Annotated in this window: 17 protein-coding genes; 7 read left to right on the top strand and 10 right to left on the bottom strand. The window is 64.4% G+C overall.

The features are described 5' to 3' along the window. The first annotated feature begins 33 nt into the window (after window positions 1-33). Both AC1DW9_RS13425 and AC1DW9_RS13420 read left to right on the top strand, forming a co-directional pair. On the top strand, window positions 34-777 hold the full coding sequence (locus AC1DW9_RS13425; RefSeq protein ID WP_476855111.1) for a response regulator: 744 nt from the start codon (window positions 34-36) through the stop codon (window positions 775-777). Continuing rightward, window positions 774-2,216, top strand: a complete 1,443-nt coding sequence (locus tag AC1DW9_RS13420) for an ATP-binding protein (RefSeq protein ID WP_476776045.1) — start codon at window positions 774-776, stop codon at window positions 2,214-2,216. Before AC1DW9_RS13425 ends, AC1DW9_RS13420 begins: the two co-directional genes overlap by 4 nt. A gap of 92 nt (window positions 2,217-2,308) precedes the next feature. Here AC1DW9_RS13420 and AC1DW9_RS13415 read toward each other — a convergent pair whose 3' ends face one another. From AC1DW9_RS13415 to AC1DW9_RS13390, 6 genes are all read right to left on the bottom strand, one after another. Next, window positions 2,309-3,568: an alpha/beta hydrolase gene (locus AC1DW9_RS13415; RefSeq protein WP_476776044.1), complete on the bottom strand. Its 1,260-nt coding sequence runs from the start codon at window positions 3,566-3,568 to the stop codon at window positions 2,309-2,311. Between the two features lie 644 nt (window positions 3,569-4,212). Continuing rightward, window positions 4,213-5,154 carry an HlyD family secretion protein gene (locus AC1DW9_RS13410; protein WP_476855110.1) on the bottom strand — a complete coding sequence of 314 codons (942 nt, stop codon included), beginning with the start codon at window positions 5,152-5,154 and terminating at the stop codon, window positions 4,213-4,215. Continuing rightward, window positions 5,151-5,411, bottom strand: a complete 261-nt coding sequence (locus AC1DW9_RS13405) for a DUF3302 domain-containing protein (RefSeq protein ID WP_476776043.1) — start codon at window positions 5,409-5,411, stop codon at window positions 5,151-5,153. Before AC1DW9_RS13405 ends, AC1DW9_RS13410 begins: the two co-directional genes overlap by 4 nt. A 435-nt stretch (window positions 5,412-5,846) precedes the next feature. Beyond that, the gene (locus AC1DW9_RS13400; RefSeq protein WP_476776114.1) at window positions 5,847-7,586 is read right to left on the bottom strand and encodes a heavy metal translocating P-type ATPase; all 1,740 of its coding nucleotides are present in this window, start codon (window positions 7,584-7,586) and stop codon (window positions 5,847-5,849) included. 230 nt (window positions 7,587-7,816) lie between these two features. After that, window positions 7,817-8,659 (bottom strand): universal stress protein, encoded by an 843-nt coding sequence (locus tag AC1DW9_RS13395; protein ID WP_476776042.1) that lies wholly within the window; start codon window positions 8,657-8,659, stop codon window positions 7,817-7,819. Between the two features lie 124 nt (window positions 8,660-8,783). Further along, window positions 8,784-9,185, bottom strand: coding sequence for a hypothetical protein (locus tag AC1DW9_RS13390; RefSeq protein WP_476768500.1), 402 nt, complete (start codon window positions 9,183-9,185; stop codon window positions 8,784-8,786). A 138-nt stretch (window positions 9,186-9,323) separates the two neighbouring features. On the opposite strand from AC1DW9_RS13390, the gene AC1DW9_RS13385 reads away from it, so the two are divergent. The 3 genes from AC1DW9_RS13385 to AC1DW9_RS13375 all read left to right on the top strand — a co-directional run bounded on the left by AC1DW9_RS13385 (window position 9,324) and on the right by AC1DW9_RS13375 (window position 13,662). After that, a complete protein-coding gene (locus tag AC1DW9_RS13385; RefSeq protein WP_476776041.1) occupies window positions 9,324-10,166 on the top strand; it encodes a universal stress protein in 843 nt (280 codons plus the stop codon). Between the two features lie 89 nt (window positions 10,167-10,255). Then, the gene (locus tag AC1DW9_RS13380; RefSeq protein WP_476776040.1) at window positions 10,256-12,946 is read left to right on the top strand and encodes a bifunctional acetate--CoA ligase family protein/GNAT family N-acetyltransferase; all 2,691 of its coding nucleotides are present in this window, start codon (window positions 10,256-10,258) and stop codon (window positions 12,944-12,946) included. A 317-nt stretch (window positions 12,947-13,263) separates the two neighbouring features. Beyond that, the gene (locus AC1DW9_RS13375; RefSeq protein WP_043238048.1) at window positions 13,264-13,662 is read left to right on the top strand and encodes a DUF983 domain-containing protein; all 399 of its coding nucleotides are present in this window, start codon (window positions 13,264-13,266) and stop codon (window positions 13,660-13,662) included. Between the two features lie 53 nt (window positions 13,663-13,715). Here the strand turns inward: AC1DW9_RS13375 and AC1DW9_RS13370 are convergent, their stop codons facing one another. After that, entirely contained in the window at window positions 13,716-15,098 is a 1,383-nt protein-coding gene (locus AC1DW9_RS13370; protein ID WP_441488300.1) for an aminotransferase-like domain-containing protein, read from the bottom strand. 321 nt (window positions 15,099-15,419) lie between these two features. Here AC1DW9_RS13370 and AC1DW9_RS13365 point away from each other — a divergent pair, with 321 nt between their 5' ends. Next, the gene (locus AC1DW9_RS13365; protein WP_441488301.1) at window positions 15,420-16,094 is read left to right on the top strand and encodes a response regulator; all 675 of its coding nucleotides are present in this window, start codon (window positions 15,420-15,422) and stop codon (window positions 16,092-16,094) included. A gap of 16 nt (window positions 16,095-16,110) precedes the next feature. On the opposite strand, the gene AC1DW9_RS13360 is transcribed toward AC1DW9_RS13365, so the two are convergent. The 3 genes from AC1DW9_RS13360 to AC1DW9_RS13350 all read right to left on the bottom strand — a co-directional run bounded on the left by AC1DW9_RS13360 (window position 16,111) and on the right by AC1DW9_RS13350 (window position 18,929). Then, the gene (locus AC1DW9_RS13360; RefSeq protein ID WP_476776039.1) at window positions 16,111-17,610 is read right to left on the bottom strand and encodes a sensor histidine kinase; all 1,500 of its coding nucleotides are present in this window, start codon (window positions 17,608-17,610) and stop codon (window positions 16,111-16,113) included. 73 nt (window positions 17,611-17,683) lie between these two features. Further along, a complete protein-coding gene (locus AC1DW9_RS13355) occupies window positions 17,684-18,007 on the bottom strand; it encodes a hypothetical protein (RefSeq protein ID WP_476776038.1) in 324 nt (107 codons plus the stop codon). A 49-nt stretch (window positions 18,008-18,056) separates the two neighbouring features. Next, the gene (locus AC1DW9_RS13350) at window positions 18,057-18,929 is read right to left on the bottom strand and encodes a MurR/RpiR family transcriptional regulator (protein ID WP_441488303.1); all 873 of its coding nucleotides are present in this window, start codon (window positions 18,927-18,929) and stop codon (window positions 18,057-18,059) included. Window positions 18,930-19,024: 95 nt separating this feature from the next. Here AC1DW9_RS13350 and AC1DW9_RS13345 point away from each other — a divergent pair, with 95 nt between their 5' ends. Then, the gene (locus tag AC1DW9_RS13345) at window positions 19,025-20,638 is read left to right on the top strand and encodes an ABC transporter substrate-binding protein (protein WP_476776037.1); all 1,614 of its coding nucleotides are present in this window, start codon (window positions 19,025-19,027) and stop codon (window positions 20,636-20,638) included. The last annotated feature ends 9 nt before the right edge of the window (window positions 20,639-20,647 follow it).

The following is a 20,647-nucleotide window of genomic DNA, read 5'->3' as shown; positions in this document are numbered from 1 at the left end:
GCCAAGGGTACTCCTCTGCCGGAGCTTCATCGCGTGGCCCGCTCGAACAGCCCTCATCTCCTCATCGTCGATGACGACGCCACGATACTCAGGATCCTCGCGCGATTCCTGAGTGAGCATGGGGTGCGTGTGACGCAGGCCCAGGCCGGGGCGCAGATGCTCGAAGCCCTGGAAGCAGGGCGCTTCGACCTCATCGTCCTCGATATCATGATGCCGGGAGAGGATGGGCTCAGCCTTTGCCGGCGCGTCCGTGCCACGAGCAATATCCCGATCATCCTGCTGACGGCGATGACATCCGATACGGATCGGGTCGTCGGGCTCGAACTCGGTGCCGACGATTACGTGACAAAGCCTTTCAACCCGCGGGAGCTTCTGGCGCGGGTGCGGGCTGTTCTGCGCCGGACCGGCGTCTCTCCCGCCGCTGCGCGCGATCACGTGCGGTCGAACTTTCGGTTTGCGGGATGGACTCTGGATGYGAAACGCCGCGTCTTCCTGTCTCCCGACAATGTGCTGACCGACCTGACCAGCGGCGAGTTCGATCTGCTTCTGGCATTCGTCGAGCATCCGCAGCGTGTTCTCAGCCGTGATCAGCTGCTCGATCTGGCTCATGGCAGGGCAAGCCAGATCTTCGATCGCAGCATCGACGTCCAGATCAGCCGGCTGCGCCGCAAGATCGAGATCAATCCGCAGGAACCACTGCTCATCAAGACCGTGCGGAGCGAGGGATATGTCATGACTGCGGACGTGGTTGCCGATGCGCCCGAAGCGACGCCATGAGGGTAAGGCTGTGGTCGCGGGTGGGCTTTGCCCCCCGCATCGCCATTGTTGTGGTCCTCACCTTCATCGGGACGCAACTGCTGGGCGAAGCGCTTCGCGCGCTGGTGCCACCCTCGGATTTCGCGTTGTTCGACACGCAGTGGCTTGTCGATACGACAGTCGATGCTCAACGGACCGTGACGGCGGCCGATGCCAGCCAGCGTGATTTGGCGCTGTCTTCGCTGAAATCGAAGGAGTGGCTCGATTTCGTCATCCGTGAAGGTCAACCCGCAGCGCCGGGCGGTCCTTCGCCTACATCGAGCGCGACGCTCCAGGCCCAGATCAGCAAGAAACTGGGCGTCGATGCGGATGCTGTCGTTGTCAACATCACGCCCTACGGCAACCTGCTCAGCCAGGTCAGGACCGGTGTCGTTCTCTTGTCCGGCCTGCCGGCGCTCATGACCAATGTCGCCGCGGATTCTGTCGAGCACTATCCGCTCGTGGCATCGGAAATCGAGATCGGCGTCCGCCTCTCGGATCGGTCCTGGCTGATCGTGACACAGCGCGCCGGCGATCTGGCGAGCGCGCGCTACGTGCGGAACGCGGCGGACCTGATCGGCGGGGCGCTGTTTGTCGGCATGCTATCCATCTGGATGGCGCGCAGCCTGGTCAAGCCGCTGACGCAGCTTGCCGGAGCGGCCGAACGGCTCGGCCGAGAGCGGGCGCTGACTCCGATCGGTGACATGGACCTGCCGGAATATGCCGCGATCGCCCACGCCTTCAACGACATGCAGGCGCGCCTCACGCATTTCGTGGATGAGAGAACCACTATGCTCGCGGCCATATCGCATGACCTGCGCACGCCGCTCACGCGGCTGCGGCTCATGGCGGAGTATGTGCGCGACAAGGATCAGCGGCAGGAGGTCCTGTCCAATATTTCCGAGATGGAAACCATGATCCAGTCGTCTCTCGCGTTCGGGAGCGACGATGCCCGGCGCGAGCCGCACAGCGTGGTCGATATTGCCTCGCTGCTGATCAGCCTTTGCGACAATTTCACGGATATGGGGGGGCATGTCACCTATATCGGCCCCGATCATGCGCAGCTGTCATGTCAGCCCGTGGCGATGCGCCGTGCTCTGTCAAACCTCATCGACAATGGCCTGCGCTATGGAGAGCGGGTCAGCGTTAAACTGCGCGACGAAGCTCAGGCGCTTGTCATTGTTCTCAGGGATGGCGGGCCAGGGATTGCGCCGGACCAGATCGAGCGTGCCTTCGCTCCGTTTCAACGCCTCGATGGATCGCGCAGCCGTGCGACCGGTGGCACCGGCCTCGGGCTCACGATTGCCCGGGACGTCATCCGGGCGCATGGCGGGGACGTCACCCTCGCTTCGGCCCAGCCGGCGGGTCTGCGGGTGACCGTGAACTTGCCAAAACCGACGATGTTGCCGTCTGTGATCTGACAGGTGCTCCGCGGCACTTGCCGTCGCAGCTTGCCCGGGCGACCGCATGAAATTGGCGTTCGGCGGCTTGGAGATTGGTGCACGCGATCCGGCTATTGTTTCTGGCCCGTGTTCACCAGCGGCGTGGTTAGTACTTCGCCGGTCGTGCTCGCCGCGTCGCTGATCGAGTCTCCGAGTTGCTCGAGGCGGCCATTGAAATTGCGGCGAGTATGGGGGTCGACAATGGCGATCGGTGCTGCAATCGCAAGACCGGCCGCAGTTCCAACCGTTGCCGCGGCACCGGCGGTGACAGCCATCAGGCGGTCGCCGAGGCCGACGCGTGAATCGGTGATGGACTGGCCCGCGACGAGGCGGGTCCCGATCAGCCGCACGACCTCGGGGCTCTCCGCGAATTTGCCATGGTTGAGCCGGTCGTCCGATCTGAGCTTCGTCAGGTCGAGTACGGTGATGCCTTCGGCAGCCAGCTCGTCGCGATAGGGCTCGGCTTCCGGGTTGATCGCGCCCAGCCGTGCCGTGCTGCCCCAGACTCGGCGGGAAACCGCCAGTGCCCGGTCGTCTTGCGAGACGAAGAGGGTGAATTTCGCGCGGCTCTTGCCGATCTCGGCGATCTGGGTCCGGAAGACATCGACATCGACGTCAGGCGAGGCGAGCATGATATTGGCGATCTTCGGTGCGATCTGGCCGTTGCGGATCGCCATCTGGCGCAGCGATTCGAGCGTGAGCCAGTTGCCCATGGAATGGGCCAGGATCGAGACCTCGCCGACGGCCGGATCGCGCGCCAGCGCCTGCAGCGTGGCCTCGAGCGCATGGCGGGAATAATTCGTGCTCTCGCGGTCGTAGCCATAGGCGAAGAGCGAACCGCGCGAGGGCCAGGTGAAGAGCAGCGGCACGACATTGGCATCGGAATCGTGGACGATCTGAGCGAAGCGATAGACCGCATCCTCAAACCGGTTGTTGAAGCCATGGACGAAGAGGAGAACGCGCCGCTTCGGGGCTTTCAACGCTGCTGAGTGCAAGCGGGCGAAGGCGGCCTGCTGGTCGAGACGGTCAACCTTCAGCGTCACGAATTCGCGTTCCGGGTCGCCGGGAAGGCGGCTTGGCCATTGGACCTCGCCAACCTTCCGGGCGCGCTCGGGCGGGATCGAGACGGTGATCTCGGCGAAGGATGATTTCGCGCCGCGCTCGCCGGAAAACAGGATGCCGTTATCCGGATCGGGCGAGCGCGTCGTTGCCACGAGCATGGTGACTTTGCTGGCGTCGGGTGCGCCATGCGCAACCGGCGCCAGCACGCCCTGCACGTCGCCGGCGCAGCCGGCGAGCAACAACGCCAGTGCCCCAGTAGCGATCCTCATCCCATGCCGTCTCATGCAGAAGCCATCCAGGTCGCGGGGGCAGGCAGCAGAGCGGTCATGGCCGCTCTGCGCATCATTCAGCAATGGCTGGGGTCAGTACGGCGCGCGGGACAGGACATCGCCCCCGAAACGATCGCCGAAATTGGGCGAGCGGCGGTTCTCGCGCACATAAGCCGGCCCGCTGCCTTCGCTCGGTGCAGGGCCGGGATCGAGATAGCTGCGCTCCTGCGGCGTACGGATCGGGATTCCTGGCCCCTCGTTCGCCGCGATGGGCTCGCGTTGCGTACAGCCGGCGAGAGCGGCGAGCAGGTGAGGGCCGCGGAGGCCCGGAGAAGGGGGGGCCTCGCGGCGCTGATTGTGATGATGGAGCCGCCGCTAGGCATCTGGATAACCCTTCGTGTGGATGAACAACCCGCCGCCGCGTGAGCGGGCGATGCCGGTCGTATAGTGTCGCTGCATCAAAGCCGGCGGCAGCAGCCGGCGTCAACGCGCCGCCGCGAGATCATGTGGACGGCGAACGCCCGACCGATCAGCCGAGCCGGGCGATCCGATCGGGCCAACTCGTTGCTCGTGATCCCGAGACGCTCCGGCTCGGGGAGCTGGCGGCCGTTGCGCGCCGAGCTCCGCGGGCCGGAGCGTTCGCATCAGAAGGGGTTGATGTAGTTGGTGATCGCGATCTGCCGCAGCAGCACCTTGCGAATGACATGTGCGGCCGTGACGCGATCGGTGAAGATGGCGGCATCGCCGGCAGCACCCGCCGGGAGCTTGTCGGCAAAGGCCTGGTCGTCGAGTTTCACGCGCACGGCAAAGGGGGCTGCCTGGATGGATTTCGGCGTCACCGCCGCCCCGGATGTCTGCACCTGACCGGTCGAGATCGCCTGCAGCACGCTCTCGACCTTGCCGGTAAAGACCTGCCCCGGGGCGAACTTGAAGGTCAGTTCGACCGGCTGGCCGGCCGCAATGTAGCGGGCATCGATCTGCTGGATCTCGACGCCGATGACCGTCTCCGCGGTGTCGACGAAGGCCATGACCGGCGCAAGCGGCAGGTTGGCGACGCGTGCGCCCTTCCGCAGCGCGACATTGGTGACGTAACCGGCGGCCGGAGCTCGAACCACCGTCTTCTCGAGGTTCCACCTGGCGCCCTCGAGTTGCGCCTTGAGCTGGTCGACCTCGGCCTGGCGTTGCTCGACATCGAAGCTGCGGCCGGACCCCGTGCTCTGCAGCTGGGTCATCTGAGCCAGGCRCTGCTGCTGCAATTGGAACTGCGCTTCAAGCGCCTTGACCTGGGCCTCGTAGGGCACGGGGTCGATCTTGAACAGCACAGCGCCCGCCTTCAACGGCGTGTTCGGCTCGACAGGGACGTCGATCACCTCGCCGGCGACATCAGGGACGATGGCGACGGATTGCCGGATGGCCAGCGCCGCGCCTTGCGGCGCGCCCCAGTTCATCGGGATGAACAGGCCGATCAGCAAGAGGAGCAGGACAAGGACCGGCGAGACCTTCCAGAACAGGTTGAACGGCACGATCCGGAGTTTTACCAGCACGAACAGCAGGGCGAGATAGACATTGAGCAGGACGACGATCATCGGGCGAGCTCCTGCGGGCGCGCGGGCGCGTCAACACGCGCGGGTACGTCGACATAGGCCCAGATCAGGACGGCAGGCCACAGCACGAATCCCAGGAACAGCGTCACCCAGCCGCCGACGGCCACCGCCTGGGCCCAGGGATGATTGCGTCGCTTGGCGATCATGCCCGGAAGCATGGCCATGAAGACGATGACGAAAACCGTGCTGCACACGAGCACGACGAGGACAGTCCAGGCGAATACATCAAGCGGGCTCATGGGCCTCCGTCTACTCTCGACCTGCACCGGCGGCCGGTAGGCCATGACATCGAACGTGCAGGATACTGACAACCCGCGGAAAGTCGCGCTCGAATGTTGGTTTGCCGGTCCTGGAGCAGAGCCGGCTAAAGGTTTGCCTGCCGGGTGAGTTCGGGGCGGGGGCGGGCGGGCGTCACGAGGGACCAGACTAGAGCACGGCAGCCAGTCGCGGATTGCGTAGCGCACCAGGGTAGCATTGCTGTCACGTCTTGGACGAAGGGGGCTGCGGGGGGCGGATTGGGTTTTGAATTCCGAGGGGCAGCGTCAGAAGACCTGGCATTCATGACCAGATGGCAGCTGGCGCGGGGAGCGCGACGGCCAGCGTGGAAGCTGGAGCGGAGGCGCGCGCAAATACCTCACCGGCCAGGAAACCGCTCAACGGATGTGCATTTCGCGTCAGCGCAGGGCCCGGAGCGCGTTCAGGATGACCACGATGTCGATCGCTTCCTGGAACAGGGCTCCCTGCACCGGGGGAAGATAGCCGAGGGCAGCGACAAGCATTCCGACGAGGGACAGCCCGAGGCCGACGAAGACGCTCTGCAGAGCGATGCCGCGCGTGCGCCGGGCGACCGCGAGTGCCTTCGCCAGCGGTTGCAGTTCGTCGACCAGCAAGACGACGCCCGCTGCTTGCGACGACGCGGCGGCGCCGCGCGCGCCCATCGCGACCCCAACATCCGCGGCGGCAAGTGCGGGCGCGTCGTTGACGCCGTCCCCCACCATCATCACCGCCCGGCTCTCGGCTTCGCGGCGCACGACGGCGACCTTGCCCTCCGGCGTCAGGTCTCCCAAAACCTGATCGACGCCGAGATCCGCGCCCACTGTCCGGGCAATCTGGTCAAGATCTCCGGAAGCCAGCACGATCCGCTCGATTCCGGCGGTGCGGAGCGATTGAAGCGTCGAACGCGCATCGTCGCGCAGTTGATCGCGAAGCAGAATGACGCCGGCGAGCAGCCCGTCCGCGGCCACCGCCACGGTCAGAGCGTCCGGGGGGGCGTCCGCAACCAGCGCGTCCGGATCACCGCCGCGGCTGCGGCTGCGCACATAGGAACCGCCGCCCAGTGCGATGCGCCTGGTGCCGACCTGTCCCTCGATGCCCTTTCCCGGCGTTTCGGAGATATCCGAGGGGGGCAGAAGGGGCAGTCCGGCATCGGACGCGGCCCGAATCAGTGAAATGGCCACGACATGGGCGGAGGCCTGATCGAGGCTCGCGGCGAGGGTTAGTACCTCCGTCGCGGCAAAGCCGTTGCAGGTGCGGATCTCGGTAATCGTCGGGCGCCCCTGGGTGAGCGTACCGGTTTTGTCGAGAATGGCTGTTCGCACTCGCGCCAGGGCTTCGAGCACGCTGCCATCCTTGACCAGTGCGCCGCCCCGCGCGGTCTTCGAGATGCCTGAAATGATCGCGACCGGCACGGCGAGGATCAAGGGACAGGGCGTCGCCACGACGAGGACTGCCAGGGCGCGGATCGGGTCGCTGCTCAGCAGCCAGGCGGCCCCCGCGATCGCGAGGGTCAGCACGAGAAAACCGATGGCGTAACGGTCCGCCAGGCGAGCCATCGGCGCCTTGCTCGCCTGCGCCTGTTCCACCAGCTTGACGATCCCGGCATAGGTGCTCTCGGACGCCGGCCGGCTCGCGATCAGATCGAACGGGGCTCCGAGCAGCGTTGCTCCGCTGAGCACCTCGGCGCCGCGGCTCAGGCTCTTCGGCACGGATTCTCCGGTCAAAGCCGAAAGGTCGAGCACGGCGGTGCCGCTTGCGACATGGCCGTCGACCGGCAGCACCTCCCCGGTGCGCATCAGCAGGCGGTCGCCCTGGCGGATCGCGGCAATCGGCACTTCCTCGAGTGTCTCGCTGCGATAACGCATGGCATTGAAGGCGACCCGGCCGAGGAGGGCCGACATCTCCCGGCGCGCACGCCCCTGGGCAAAATTCTCGAGCAACTGGCCGCCGGCATACATCAGCGCGACGACATTGCCGGCCAGGCTTTCGCCGAAGGCCAGCGCCGCCGACATCGACAGGGCAGCGACGATATCGAGACCGACATCGCCGCGCCGCAGTGACCTGACGATCTGTATGATGAGCGCCAGCAGCACCGGGATGGTCGCAACAGTCCAGGCGCGACTGGCTGAGTTCGCCATGCCGCTCCACCAGAACCAGCCGCCGGCAATGAGCCCGGCCAAAGCAATGCCGACCAGAATCAGGTCAAGATGCTGGCGATAGAGCCGGGAGGTCCGCGCCGCCCAGCTTTCACTGTCGGGCTGTGTCAGGGCCTCCGCCTGAGACTGGGGCACCCCGAAACCTCCTATGCGAGCCGGATGGGAGCAGGGATGTCATGCGGACGGTGGACGCCTGCGAAGCCGGCAAAGCCTCAATGTGACATCAAGCAGCAGACCGGTGAAGCTTGCAGCAGATCGCGCGTCATGCCGCCAAACATCCATTCCCGCATGCGGTTGTGGCCATAGGCGCCGGAAACGATGAGATCGGCGCCGTGCTCGGTCGCAAAGTCGATCAACTCGTTGACTGCATGCTTGGCACTGTCGGTCTGCAGGACTGCCTTTGCCGCCACACCGTGCAAGGTGAGATAGTCGCGCACGTCTTCGGCGCCCTGATCTTCGGCATCCGGGCCGATCGACAGGACAGTCACGGATTCCGCCTGCATCAGAAGCGGCAGGGCATCCCGCACGGCACGCCGCGCTTCCCGCGTATCCTTCCAGGCGACCAGGATATGCTTGCCGGAGAGATAGCTGACGTCGGGCGGTACGACGAGGAGCGGCCGGCCAAGCGACATGACCAGATCGCCCGGAGAGAGGCTCATCCCTCCCTGGACGGGATCGTGATGGGCTTGGCGCGCCAGCACCACGAGATCTGCTGCGCGGGCCTGGTCGAGAACGAAGTTTCGCGGTGTCTCGATGGCGCTGCGCCAGACGAGGTGCTTCATGTCGCCGGCGGCCTTGCGGAATATCGCTTCGGCGCGGGCAAGCTCTGCTGAGACTGCGCGCTTGCTCTCCTCAATCAGGAGCGCGTCGACGCTCGCCAGGCCGTCGCCGACATAGGGGAGAACGAAGTCCTCTGCGGCGATGCCGATCAGCCGGCTGCCGAAACGATCCGCCAGGGACGCGGCCAGCTTGACCCGATCGGCGGCCCCGCTGCCGAGGTTCAGCGGCACCATGATGCTCGCGTAGCCCGCCTGCGCTTTCGCCGTTGCTGTCATCGCATGTCCCCCACATCTCGACGCATCCGTGGCATCTATGATCGAGCCCAGTGTGCAGGGACGCATTGATATGGAGCAAGGCGCCCCCCTGCACACCGGCACCGCGCAGATGCCGTAGATGCCTTCAGGCGATGACTGGTTTGACCGGGGCCCTCGGTTTCACGGCAATGATCTGGAAGGGCTGCAAGTCGCCGTCACCGTCGCGGATAGAGACATAGTCGCCGACGACGAAGCGGTGCCGGTCGAGCCGGTAGCCGGCCTCGTCGTCATCGCTGCCGGAATCGTCATAGTCGATGAACCAGGTCGCGCCGCCGGCGCCTCCGGCCCGGCGCAGGAGCCAGCCGTGACGATCCGGCTCCCCCGCCGAGAAGCGCCTGACGCGGCAGAGATCGCGCTGCTCCTGCCAGGCGGCCGCATCGATATGTCCGTCAGGGTCGAGCGGCGCGGTGATCTCGTAGCCATGTCGTGGGCTTCCCTCGGGATAGCCGCTCGTCCGGGCGAGATGAAGGGTGATGACATAAAGCATGATGGTCGTCCGTCCTTTCTGCCGCTTGGATATGCAGGCCACGATCAATCGCGCATATTTCGGGCGCGTCCGGTTTGATCTGGCGCAAGGACGTTTTGGCCGGACTGGCGGAGGTTCTTTCGCGTACTGGAGGATGACATGATCGAAGGCATCAAGAGCATATTGGTGGCGGTGACGGAGGAGGGGCAGACCGAGGAGAACCTTGCTGTCGGCTACGGGCTTTCGTTGGCGCGGCAGACGAATGCGCATCTTACGGTTCAGGCGGCGGCAAGCCGGTTTTCCGTGCCCTATTCGATGATCGATGATTTCAGCGGCGCGATCGTTGCGTCGGAGAATCGGCGCATCGCCGGTCTCGCGCAGAAGCTTGCCTCCGACGCCCGGTTCGCGGCCAATCTTGCCGGCGTGGTCAGCACGGTGGAGAGCCCTCAACTGATCTACAGCAGCCTGCTGCAGCGCTTTCTCGACCATGCCCGCGTCAACGACCTCTCAATCCTGGATGCGGAGCCGACGACGCTCGCCATCGACCGCGGCCTGATCGAGACGGCGCTGTTCGAGAGCGGCCGGCCGGTCCTGGTGGTTCCGCCCGGCCATCCCGGCTTCTCCGGAGAGACCATCGTCATCGCCTGGGACGGCGGGGCGAGCGCGGCGCGTGCGGTTGCCGATGCCTTGCCGTTTCTGCGAGCCGCCAAGGCTGTCGAGATCGTCTCGGTCACCGGCGAGAAGGACCTGTCCAACGCGGTGCCCGGCGTCGAGCTGGCACCTCATCTCGCGCGTCATGGCGTCGATGTCACGGTCAAGACGGTGGCGCTCGGCAAGGGGCGCGACGTCGCGACCGCACTCCAGGACGAGGCGGCCGAGTTCGGTGCCGGCTTCATCGTGTTGGGTGGCTATCGCCATTCCCGCCTGCGCGAATGGCTGCTCGGCGGGGTGACGCAATCCCTGCTCAAGAACAGCAAGGTGCCGCTCTTCATGTGCCATTGATCGTTGCGGGGAAAATGGCTCAACTCTGCAAACGCGCGGTTGAGCCACTCCCGGCTTGAGACCGGGCGCGTTCAGCCCGGTTTCCGCTCATGAGCATTCGGAATTTCGACGCGCTCTTCAATCCTCGCGCGATCGCCCTGATCGGGGCCAGCAATCAGCCCGGTTCGGTCGGGGCGACGCTTGCCGCCAATCTCTATGGCGCGGGGTTCAAGGGGCCGATCATGGCGGTCAACCCGCATGAAACGGCGATCCGCGCGGCGTTGAGCTATCGCTCCGTCATAGAACTCCCTGTCACGCCCGACCTTGCCGTCCTGGCGACGCCGGCAGCGGCGGTTCCCGAGCTGATATCGGAGCTCGGACAACGTGGTTGCCGCGCCGCAATCGTGATCAGCAACGGCTTTGGCGACAGTGCGGCCACGGATGGGCTGCGGCAACGGATGCTCGATGCGGCCAAGACGCATCTGATGCGCATCGTCGGGCCGAACTGCCTCGGCCTGATTTCCTCCGCCCGCGCGATCAATGCGAGCTTTGCGCATCTGACGCCGCGGCCAGGCCATATCGCCATCGTCAGCCAGTCCGGCGGCATCATGTCTGCGCTGCTCGACTGGGCTGACCGGCGCAGTATCGGCCTTTCGCACGCGATTGCGCTCGGCGACACCAGCGATGTCGACGCGGGCGACATGCTCGATTACCTCGGCACGGATCCGACGGCGCGCTCAGTGCTGCTCTATGTCGAGAACATCTCCCATGCCCGCAAGTTCATGTCGGCAGCCCGGGCGCTGGCGCGCATGAAGCCTGTCATCGTGGTGAAGGCCGGGCGCAGTGCCGCCGGAGCGCGGGCGGCGCTGTCGCATACCGGCGCACTTGCGGGCGCGGACGCAGTCTATGACGCTGCCTTTCGGCGCGCCGGCCTGTTGCGGGTGGCCGAACTCGATGAGCTCTTCGCCGCGGCCGAGATCCTGGCAAAAGGTGTCCGCGTCACTGGCGACCGGCTGACCATTCTGACCAATGGCGGCGGCGCCGGCATCCTCGCCGTCGATGCCGTAGGAGAGCGGGGAAACCGCGTCGCGACCCTCAGCCCGGCGGTGATCGCCAAGCTAGAAAGCGTGCTGCCTGAAGGCTGGTCGCGCGGTAACCCGGTCGATGTCCTGGGTGACGCAACGGGAGATCGTTACGCGGCTGCGCTGGAAGCGCTGCTGGAAGAGCGCGAGAGCGATGCCGTCCTGGTCATCAACTGTCCGTCCGCGGTCGCCGACGGCGCGGAGACGGCACGTGCCGTGTCCCGGGTTGTCGCACGGCAGAAGCATGTTCCCGTCATGACGAGCTGGCTCGGCGGCACGCTCGCGCAGGCCGCCAGGGCGCATCTGCGTGACGGCGGACTTCCGAATTTTGCGACACCGGAAGAGGCGGTCCGGGCCTTCAGTCATCTCGCCGCCTTCCGGCGAAACCAGGAGCTTCTGCTGGAAACCCCGACAGCTGGCGTTGCGATTGCGCCCAGGCAGGTCGAGGCGGCGCGCAAACTCATCCGGGCAGCCCTGCGCGAGAAACGCACGTCGCTGACGGAACCGGAATCGAAGCAACTGCTTGAGCTGTTCGGGATACCCACCGTCGAGACGAAACTGGCGGCGACCCCGGAGGAGGCCGGAGCATGTTTCGAGGGGATCGCGGTTCCGGTGGCGCTGAAGATTCTCTCGCATGACATCATCCACAAATCCGATGTCGGCGGCGTCGTCCTGGGCCTGAAGAGCAGGGTGGAGGTCGAGGCTGCGGCGCGCGAGATGCTGGAGCGCGTGGGCCGGATTCGACCCACGGCGCGGATCGATGGCTTTGCGATCCAGCCCATGATCTCCCGACCGAAGGCACACGAACTGATCCTCGGCATTGCTCAGGATGAAACCTTCGGTCCCGTGATCCTGTTCGGACGCGGCGGCACCGCGACGGAGGTGATCGGGGACCGCGCCATCGGGTTGCCGCCGCTGAATTCGGTCCTGGCGCGCGACATGATCTCGCGCACGCGGGTTGCGCGGTTACTGGCGGGGTTTCGCGACGTTCCCGCCGTGCCGCTCGAACCGGTCGTCGATATTCTCGTTCGCCTGTCGGAGCTGGTCGTGCAGCTGCCCGAGATCATCGAGCTCGACATCAACCCGCTTCTCGCCAACTACGAAGGCTGCATTGCGCTCGATGCCCGGATCGTCATCGCCGGCAAGAAAGGGCGCCGTCTTGGACTGGCGGTCAGCGCCTATCCGCACCAGCTCGAGCGCGAGATCGCACTCGGCGACGGCACGCAGCTCCATCTGCGCCCGATCCGGCCCGAGGACGAGAGCGCTCTCGCCGAGATGGTCGCGTTGTGTACGCCGGACGATCTGCGGATGCGCTTCCTGGGACCGGTGAAGATCTTTCCGCATGCAACGGCGGCCCGGCTGTCACAGATCGACTATGACAGGGAAATGGCCCTGGTCGCTGGGGAGCCCGGTGCGCCCTATGGGGTGGGGCCGATCTTCGGCGTCGTCAGGATCTCGGGCGACCCGGAGCGCAAGACGGCGGAATATGCGATCCTCGTCCGCTCCGACATGAAGGGGCGGGGCCTCGGCTATCGCCTCATGACCGAAATCATCACGCATGCGCGGGAGCAGGGCTACCAGCGGCTCTTCGGCGAAGTGCTGGCGCATAATGTTCCGATGCTACAGATGGCGAGCGATCTGGGCTTCCGCGTCACGCATGCCGATGGCGATACGGTTCATGTCGAGCTGAAGCTCGATGTGCCGGAGCCGAAATCGTGAACCTGCATTTTGCTTCGATCGCCAAGCCGGCTGGGGCATCGCGGCGCGGCTGACCGTTCGGCGCTCGCTTCTCACCCGTCTCGCCGCCCAGGGTGGCTGTAGTGTCAGTCCCGATCTCGCGCCGTACCCGCGACTTCAACGCCTCTAGACTTGCTCCATCGCGCGGCAGAAGCCTGTTGGCCGCGCGATGTGTCTGTCGCGAGGATTGGCCCGTCGCTTTCCATCTGTGTATGCGTACAATCTTGACATTGTACGTCTCTGTTGCCATTTAGTGGGCGACGTTGGCCGCTCAGAGCTGGCTTCAAGGAGTTGTTCCCGTGTCCGACCAAGAATGGCCACCCCTCTCGCCTGCCCAGACCGGCCTGCGCGGACGGTGTCCGCGTTGCGGACAGGGGCACCTGTTCGAGGGCTTTCTGAAGCTGCGGCCGAAATGCGAGGTCTGCGGTCTCGACTATTCCTTTGCTGACCCTGCCGACGGGCCGGCCTTCTTCGTAATGATGTTTGTCTGCATTCCGGCCGTGGTGTTCCCGCTCTGGCTCGAAATGGCCTATGAGCCGCCGGCCTGGGTTCATCTCGTCACCACCTTGCCGTTGATCCTGCTGACCTGCATCCCGCCGCTGCAGCCGTTGAAGGGCTGGCTCGTCGCAGCACAGTTCTTCCACAAGGCTGAGGAAGGTCGGCTGGCTCGCCCCAAGGGTGAGAAGACGCCGGCCTGACCCGGAGGAACGGAGCGCGTTGAGGAGGCTGTGCCTGAGCGCTCCTGGTCTCGTCAGACGATCCCCTGATGCTGCGAGCGCTCATTGCCCATGATTGCGGCCAGCGCCTTCAGGGCATGGGCGAGGCGGCCGCGTTCCGGCACGCCGCCCAGAGAAATCCTGACCGCGTCCGGGGCCTCGCCTTCGACGCTGAATGCATCCGATGGCGTGACCCCGAGGCCTTCCTGACGGACTGCCTCGACCAGGCGGTAACGATCCCAATGCGCTGGCAGCGGCTGCCAGATATGCAGGCCGTTCGGATGATGCCGGGCCGAAGCCGGCAGGATGGAGCGGGCCAGCTCCTGGCGGGCCGCAGCCTCGCGGCGCACCCCGTCGAGCAGGTCGCCAGCGGCGCCGATCCGGATCCAATGGGTTGCAAGAGCCGTCATCAGCGGGGGCGGCATGAGTGCAATGCTTCGCAGGATCGCGACGAGCGCGTCACGGTTCTCGTCCGGTGGCAGGACGACGAAGGCGGTACGCAGCCCCGGGGTCAGGACCTTCGACAGGGTCGCGACATGATAGGTCCGCTCCGGAGCGAGGGCGACCAGCGGTGGCGGAGCATCGCCGGCGAGCAGGCTGTAAGGGTCGTCTTCGATGATCCTCAGGTGTTTTGCCTGCGCGATCCGCACGATCTCATCGCGTCGTGCAGGCTGCATCGTCGCCGTGGTCGGATTCTGGATCGTCGGCGTCACGCAGAGCAGTTTTGCGCCGGATTCATCAATGGCCCGCTCCAGGGCGCCCGGCAGAAGACCCTCTTCGTCCGTCGCGACGGGGACAGGCCGTAGCCCCGCCAGCCTCACCGCTGCAAGCAGGCCGGGATAGGCGAGGGCCTCGACCAGGATGGCCTCGCCCGGTTTTGCGAGCAGGCTGGCCAGTGCCACGAGCGCCGGCTGCGCGCCGGGGGCGACGAGCAATCTGGCGGGTTCGATCCGTCCGAGAACGGGCTCAAGCCAGGCACAGCCGGCCGCCCGGTCCGCCAGCGAACCCGCTCCGACATGATAGGTCATCAGCAAATCGGCACTGGATCGCGACAGGACCTCTGTGAGACCGCGCTGCATCAATTCAGCAAGGCGTATGCCTTTCGGGGGCGGGGGAATGTTCATGCTAAGGTCGATGAGCGGACCCGATTGTTCCTTCCGCGTCGAGATGAAGGAGCCGCGCCCGGTTACCGCATCGAGCAGATTGCGATGTCTTGCCTCTGCATAAGCGCGAGTAACCGTCGTCAGATCGACGTCAACAAGTTTGGCGAGTTGCCGCTGAGGTGGGAGTCTGTCGCCAGGTCGCAGGGTGCCGTTCGCGACGGCCTCGGCAATCAGTTCGACGATCTGGAGGTAACGCGGGCCTGCAGATGGATCGAGCTGGCGGATCCACTGCATTGTCTCGTCGCTCCGCGCCATGCCGGCTCTCCGGATTCCATGCATTGTATGATAATGTCTGCATACGATACACGAGACGATCTCGGCAAGCCAATGGGAATGCCGAGGCGCGGGGTTGATCCATTTGACTGAACGATCAACGCAATCCCGGTGCGATCTGTGACCTATGTCACATTAATCACCAGGTATTCGTGCAAGATCTAGCCATACGGCGGTTCCTGGGCGAGCGTTTGGCGCGAAGACAACATAAGTTAACCCTTCGTTCACCAAGTCATTTACACGAGGCTGTAAATGAGCCAGCATGCTCTCAGCGTCGCGGCATAGAATTGGGGGAGGTCAGCGATGGATGGCATATCGATTGCGGTTGTAGACGACCACCCGCTTCTGACCGAAGGGATCGTTGCACTGCTGCAACGCAAAGGTGGATTCTCGCTCGTTGCGACCGGTTCCGCTGCTGATCACATCACCACGATCACGGAAACTCACCAGCCTGACGCGATGATTGTCGATCTGAACATGGCGGGCGATGCCTTCCAGGCGATTTCGGACGCATCCAAGGCTGCGCCTCACATGAAAATGGTGGTGTTCACCGCATCGACCAGTACCGACCATGCCATTCAGGCGCTCGACGCCGGCGCCAGCGGGTACGTCCTCAAGGGCAGTCCCGCCGATGATCTTTTCGACGCGATTGAGGCGGCGCGGCGAGGCGAGATCTATATCACGCCTGCTTTCGCCACCAAGGTGATCGGTGCGCTGCAAAGCAAAGCGCTGGAGAAGAGGGCGGCGCAAAGCACCAGGCTGAGTGTGCGGGAGGACCAGATCGTGAGGCTTCTCCTGTGCGGGAAGCAGAATCGAGAGATCGCCCGGGCCCTCTCGCTGAGCGAGAAGACGATCAAGGGCTATATGACCAATCTCATGCACAAGCTGAATGCCAGGAATCGTCTCGAGGTTGTGATCGCGGCGCAAAGGCTCGTTCCTCCGGCATCTGATACGCGTGATCCGGCGAGGCCTCGATAGGGGCGGGATCGCGCCGTCAGGATCGCATGGGCAGCGTGGCGCGCACTTCGGTTCCACCGGTAGGCAGCCGACTCACTGTGAGTTGGCCTCGCAATGCCTTGATGCGGCTGTCCATGCCCCGCACCCCGAGGCCGCCACCACCGAGTGTCGTGTCACGGTGCTGGACGGGCAAGGTGCTGCCACTGTCCGACACGCAGATCTCGAGCCTATCGTCGCCAATGCGGGCTTCGACCTTCTGCCCCCGCCCCCCGGCGTGTTTATAGGCGTTGGTCAACGCCTCCTGCACGACCCGGTAAGAACAGAAGCGGATGGCGACGGGAACCTGCGCGGGCAGTTCGGCGATGTTGCGAAGCACATGTGTGCCTGTCTGCTGCTCATGGCGGGTAATGGCCAGATGGATGGTCTCAGCGAGAGAGAGATTCTCCGCCTCGGGCAGTGCCAGCCCTGACGACAGGTTGCGCAGATCCGAGAGGACCTGCTGGATCAGGGGTTCGAGCTCGCCGTGAGCATGGGCTGCGGGCGCCACGGTCCCGCTCGCCCGATCTGCTGCAGAGGGCAGCTTCAGCATCATCAGGCTGAGGAGTTGGATGGGCCCGTCGTGGATGTCGGCGCCAATGCTGGCAAGATAGGTCTCGTTGAGAACGGTGGCGTTGAGCCTGGCCCGGTCCGCTGCCCGCCTGAGCGCATTGTTCCGCTTCGCCAGGGCTTCAGCCCGCGCCAGGTTCTGCTCGAGAAGAGCCTGCTGGCTACTGATGATTCGGCTCGCGCGTTTGACGATGACATGTAGCAGGATGACGATGACGATGGCGACATTCGCGATGAGGAACCATGTCGCGTATCGGACGCTGGAGATCTCTCGGTTCATGAACTGGCTGAACTCGTAGAATTCTCCGATCGCGATGATGTCCCTGGTCTTCTCCCTGTAGATCGGCGCATAGATCTCGATCAGCTTTGGCTTTAACTTCAGTGCCCTGAGCTCATCGCCGTCATCGTCGAGATCAGTGTCGACGACGACGTTGCCGGCCATGATCCGCTTGATGTCGCCTGCCGGCAGCTTCCCGTGAGACTCGACCTTGCTCGTGCTGAAGATCAGGTTCCCGTTGAGGTCCCATAACTTGATGATCGCGACGTGGCGGCCGAGGCTGGTATTAACCAGCAGGTCCTCGATCTTCTCACGGCTTTCCTCCGGTAATGTGTTCGAGGCATCCAGCCCCTGCACATGGGGTGCCAGAAATCCCTCGAGATAGAGCGCTCCCGTTTCCGCCATGCCTTGAATCCAGCCGGAGCGAATTCGGCTCTCGACCCAATAGCCGAGCGCGGCCATGGAGAGGCCGACGGCCAAGGCGGCGGTAAGGAGGAACTGGCGTTCGAGGGAGAGGGCGTTCCAGCGTCGCAGGATTGCGTGGCGGAATGCGGTGGGCCAGCGCCACTTCTTTCCGTCCCCAACCGTCGTGTCAGGTCCTCCGCCCTGCGCCTGGGAAGCGCCTGCGTACTTGTCATTCACCCGGTCGTTCATCCACAATCCATCGTGGCATCGATCCAGTGCGCGATCGTCTCGGTGCTAGGCCGTGTCTTCCGCGAATTCCAGATTAGAAGAATAGCAATTTGTGCACTCTCGCGCCAAGACCAATGTTCTGACGATAGACGAGAATTCGATATGCAATTTCAGATTTTTGAATCAGATAGTTTTCAAAATAGCGCAGAAATCCTGCGCCATGAACGACCTCTTCGGGTTCGACTCTTGCCTTGGTTACCTGTCGATAAGTCGGCGGATACGCCGTGACGTAACCCGATAGAGCGGGGGCACTGTCATCGCGCTGCTGTGCAAGAGCCTGAATCGCTTTCGCTTCAGTTGAATTCGTCTTGCGATGCTCCTTCAGTTGCGCGAAGCGCCATGATCGGCGCCGGTACACGGGTTTGTTGCTACACCCCGTCTGTTGACGGGGGCATGGCAAGCTCACCTCAGTGGTGAAATGTCCAGAGCAGGCTTTCGCTCAAGCCCTTCAGTGCTTCGACTGCGTCAGGTCGCTCGCGGGCGATCGCCGTAATCAGGGCGTCCGCCAGCGCGAAGATGGCAGTCGGCGAATTCGGCAGAAGCCGATTCCGGGCCGGGGCGAAGAGCGTGATGTCGGCGATGTTGGCGAGTGGGGAGGTGGGGCCGTCCGTCAGCGCAAGCAAAGTCGACCCCCGCTTCTTCGCGAAGGAGGCGAGGTCGAGCGTGGTGCGCGAATAGCGCGGCACCGAGATCGCGACGACGAGGTCGTCGGGCCTGGCCGAGAGCATGTGGCGAATGGCTCGTTCAGGGCCAGCGCGTGAGGACGCGAAGGTCACGTCGGCGTCGAGATAGAGCGCGAGCCCGTCTTCAAGGAAAGATGCGACATGATGGCTCGCCCCCGACGCGGCGATGAAGACGCGGCGCGCCTTGAGCAGCGCCTCGATCGCCCGTGTCGTGGTCGCCTCGTCGAGGGCGTCCCGCGCGGCCTGCAGATTGGCCGACTGGTCGGAAAGGGCGTCAACAAAGGTGGCGAAGGTCGAGCCCGCGGCCGAGCGTGCGCCTGCAAAACTGTCGACCGGATCGAGCGCGAATTTCAGGGCCGAGGAGAGGGCTGCACGGAATTCGGCATAGTTTCCATAGCCAAGAGCGCGGACGAAGCGCGTGACGGTGGCGTTGGAGGTCCCGCTGCCTTCAGCCAGTCCTTCGATCGTCATGGTGGCGACGTCGAGTGGGTGCTGCAGCACGAAATCGGCTGCACGCCGATGCCCGTTGCTCAAGGACGGGTAGACCCGGGCGATCCGGTTCGAGAGATCGGTCGTCGGCTTCAAGCCTTGGGACATGCGTCTCCACCCGATTGACGTTCGAATATTTTCATGTTTGCTACCCAACGAAAATGAAGCTGTCAAAATGGTTCACATTGGGAGCGGAGATGACCATGCGTAAATCCTTAATGGTTGCGGCTTTGGCCGGAACCTGCCTTGCCGCCGCGCCGGCCTGGGCCCAGACCCTGCGCATCGCGCTGGCTTCGGAACCGACAGCTGTCGATCCGCATTACCATGATCTCACGCCGAACAATGCGCTGGCCCAGCACATCTTCGACTCGCTCGTGCGTCAGGACGAGAAGCAGAAGCTCCATCCCAGCCTCGCCAATTCCTGGGAGAATGACGGCAAGAACCGCTGGACCTTCAAACTGCGCCAGGGCGTCACCTTCTCGAACGGCAAGCCCTTCACTGCGGAAGACGTGGTCTTCACGTTCTGCCGCACGCTGAAGAACGAGACCAAGGTCTCCGATTCCTTCGCCGATATCACCGGGAACTTCGCCTCGGTCGAGGCGCCCGACGCCCACACGCTGATCATCAACACGATCAACCCCGAACCGCTGATGCCGAACCTGCTTTCGAGCCTCAGCATTCTCTCGGCTTCGATCGTCGAGCATGGCCCCATCAGCTATGACGTTCCCAAGAACTGCGGCGTGACCGGCGCCTGGCCGGCCGTGAGCGGTTTCAATGACGGCAGCCTCGCCATCGGCACGGGCCCCTACAAGCTGAAGTCCTATGTTCGCGGTTCGTCGATCGAGCTCGAGCGCAACCCGAGCTACTGGGGCAAGGCGGAGCCTTGGGCGACCGTGCGCCTGCTGCCGGTGACCAATGCCGGTCCGCGCCTGGCCGGGCTGCTTGCCGGTGACTACGACGTCATCGAGAATCCCGCGGCGCGCGACCTTGGCCGCATCAAGGGTGACAAGCGCTTTGGCCATGTCGTCACGCCCTCGACCCGCGTGATGTATTTCCAGCTCGACGTGGCCCGCGACCAGAGCCCCTTCGTCAAGTCCGAAGACGGCAAGAACCCGCTCAAGGACCCCCGCGTCCGGAAGGCGATGTCGCTCGCCATCGATCGTGACGCGATCGTCAAGCGGATCATGGACGGTGCGGCAGAGCCGGCCTACCAGTTCCTGCCGACCGGTATGTTCGGCACGCTGCCGAACCCGCCGAAGCTGGCCTATGACCCGGCTGCCGCGAAGAAGCTGATGGCCGAGGCAGGCTATGCCAAGGGCTTCCAGCTGACGCTGTCCTCGACCAATGACCGCTATATCAATGACAGCCAGATCACCCAGGCTGTCGCGCAGTACCTGACCCAGATCGGCATCAAGACCGAGGTCGATGCGATGACGCGCGCGATCTATTTCCCGCGCCGCGCCAAGAAGGAATTCAGCGTTGCGCTCGGCGGCTGGGGTTCCGGCACCGGTGAGGCTGCGTCCTTCCTGCGTCAGTGGCCGCCGACCCCGAACGACGAGAAGACCCTCGGCGGCTCGAACTATGGCGGCTACAAGAACGACGCGTTCGACAAGGTGATCCGCACTGCCGTGACGACGCTCGACGATGCCAAGCGGGCCGAATTGCTGCAGGAAGCCGGCAAGCTGGTGCTCGCAGACGGTGCGTTCATCCCGCTGCACTTCGAAAGCGGCATCTGGGCGTTCAAGTCCGACCTGAGCGTCACCGGCCGCGCCGACCAGTTCATGCTGGCGATGTCGGTGAAGCCGGTCGCCAAGTAAGTCCAGTCA

The organism is Allobosea sp. P4_E12, assembly GCF_056401655.1.
Note: the sequence above shows the minus strand (reverse complement) of the source record. Positions and strands in the feature narration are given on the sequence as shown.

What these genes read in the sequence shown, in the direction of transcription:
- AC1DW9_RS13365 (WP_441488301.1), top strand. Translation starts at nt 15,420, where the DNA reads ATGGATGGCATATCGATTGCGGTTGTAGACGACCACCCGCTTCTGACC.
- AC1DW9_RS13360 (WP_476776039.1), bottom strand. Translation starts at nt 17,610, where the DNA reads ATGAACGACCGGGTGAATGACAAGTACGCAGGCGCTTCCCAGGCGCAG.
- AC1DW9_RS13390 (WP_476768500.1), bottom strand. Translation starts at nt 9,185, where the DNA reads ATGCTTTATGTCATCACCCTTCATCTCGCCCGGACGAGCGGCTATCCC.
- AC1DW9_RS13345 (WP_476776037.1), top strand. Translation starts at nt 19,025, where the DNA reads ATGCGTAAATCCTTAATGGTTGCGGCTTTGGCCGGAACCTGCCTTGCC.
- AC1DW9_RS13415 (WP_476776044.1), bottom strand. Translation starts at nt 3,568, where the DNA reads ATGAGGATCGCTACTGGGGCACTGGCGTTGTTGCTCGCCGGCTGCGCC.
- AC1DW9_RS13380 (WP_476776040.1), top strand. Translation starts at nt 10,256, where the DNA reads ATGAGCATTCGGAATTTCGACGCGCTCTTCAATCCTCGCGCGATCGCC.
- AC1DW9_RS13370 (WP_441488300.1), bottom strand. Translation starts at nt 15,098, where the DNA reads ATGGCGCGGAGCGACGAGACAATGCAGTGGATCCGCCAGCTCGATCCA.
- AC1DW9_RS13395 (WP_476776042.1), bottom strand. Translation starts at nt 8,659, where the DNA reads ATGACAGCAACGGCGAAAGCGCAGGCGGGCTACGCGAGCATCATGGTG.
- AC1DW9_RS13405 (WP_476776043.1), bottom strand. Translation starts at nt 5,411, where the DNA reads ATGAGCCCGCTTGATGTATTCGCCTGGACTGTCCTCGTCGTGCTCGTG.
- AC1DW9_RS13350 (WP_441488303.1), bottom strand. Translation starts at nt 18,929, where the DNA reads ATGTCCCAAGGCTTGAAGCCGACGACCGATCTCTCGAACCGGATCGCC.
- AC1DW9_RS13385 (WP_476776041.1), top strand. Translation starts at nt 9,324, where the DNA reads ATGATCGAAGGCATCAAGAGCATATTGGTGGCGGTGACGGAGGAGGGG.
- AC1DW9_RS13400 (WP_476776114.1), bottom strand. Translation starts at nt 7,586, where the DNA reads ATGGCGAACTCAGCCAGTCGCGCCTGGACTGTTGCGACCATCCCGGTG.
- AC1DW9_RS13420 (WP_476776045.1), top strand. Translation starts at nt 774, where the DNA reads ATGAGGGTAAGGCTGTGGTCGCGGGTGGGCTTTGCCCCCCGCATCGCC.